Source organism: Kitasatospora sp. MY 5-36, from assembly GCF_001182915.1.
In the GTDB taxonomy this organism is placed as follows: Bacteria; Actinomycetota; Actinomycetes; order Streptomycetales; family Streptomycetaceae; genus Kitasatospora.
This window is the reverse complement of record NZ_LFVW01001357.1, coordinates 1-772: the sequence shown is the minus strand read 5'-3', so window position 1 is coordinate 772 and position 772 is coordinate 1. Positions and strand designations below refer to the sequence as shown.

Annotated in this window: 1 protein-coding gene; it reads right to left on the bottom strand. The window is 70.2% G+C overall.

Annotation, left to right across the window (positions count from 1 at the left end):
* A partial coding sequence (locus AE652_RS42420; protein ID WP_369808382.1) for a transglycosylase domain-containing protein occupies nt 1–351 on the bottom strand: 351 nt, incomplete at its 3' end.
* Between the last annotated feature and the right edge of the window lie 421 nt (nt 352–772).

Sequence of the window (772 nt, the reverse complement as noted above, 5' to 3'; positions counted from 1 at the left end):
GTTCTTGACGTACTGCTGGGTGATGGTGGAGCCGCCCTGGGTGCCCTGGCCCTTGGCGGTGTTGACCGCGGCCCGGGCCAGGCCCTGGACGTTGATCGCGCCCTCGTTGTAGAAGTTCCGGTCCTCGGCGGCCAGCGCGGCGTGCTGGGCGGCGGGGGAGACCTTGTCCAGGGAGACGTTCTGCCGGTTGGTCTGGCCGGTGCGGGTGAGCACCGAACCGTCCGCGTAGAGCCAGGTGTTGCTCTGGGCGGTGGCGGCGGCGTGCGCGTCCGGCACCTTCACCAGGGCGATCCCGAGGGCGAACAGACCGATGCCGAGCAGCAGCGCGGAGCCGAAGCCCAGCAGGGTCATCCGCCAGGTGGGTATCAGCCGGCGCCAGCCGGTGCGCTTCGGACGTCGCGGCTTCCTGCCGCCGGACCCGCCGGACCCGCCGGCCGGGCCGGCGGAGCGCTTGAGCCGTTTGACCGGCCGGAGACTGATCGACGGCGTGCGACGGCCGCCCTGGGCGTTTCTGGACAAAGCGCGGCCTTTCCTGCGGGCGCATCGAGGCAGCCCGGCACGGACGGGGACATCGGCGGTTGGGGACCTTTGTCCCGATTCCGGTTTTACTGCCCTGGACGAGCAGAACGGGCCGGATAGCTCCGGCGGATCGCCAATCGAGACCGACATCACACGCAAAACGGACGTCGGAGGCCAAAAAATCGGGGAGCCCCTCGCTGCTGCGAGAGGCTCCCCAAATGTCTGTGCGCCGCCAGGGACTCGAACCCCGGAC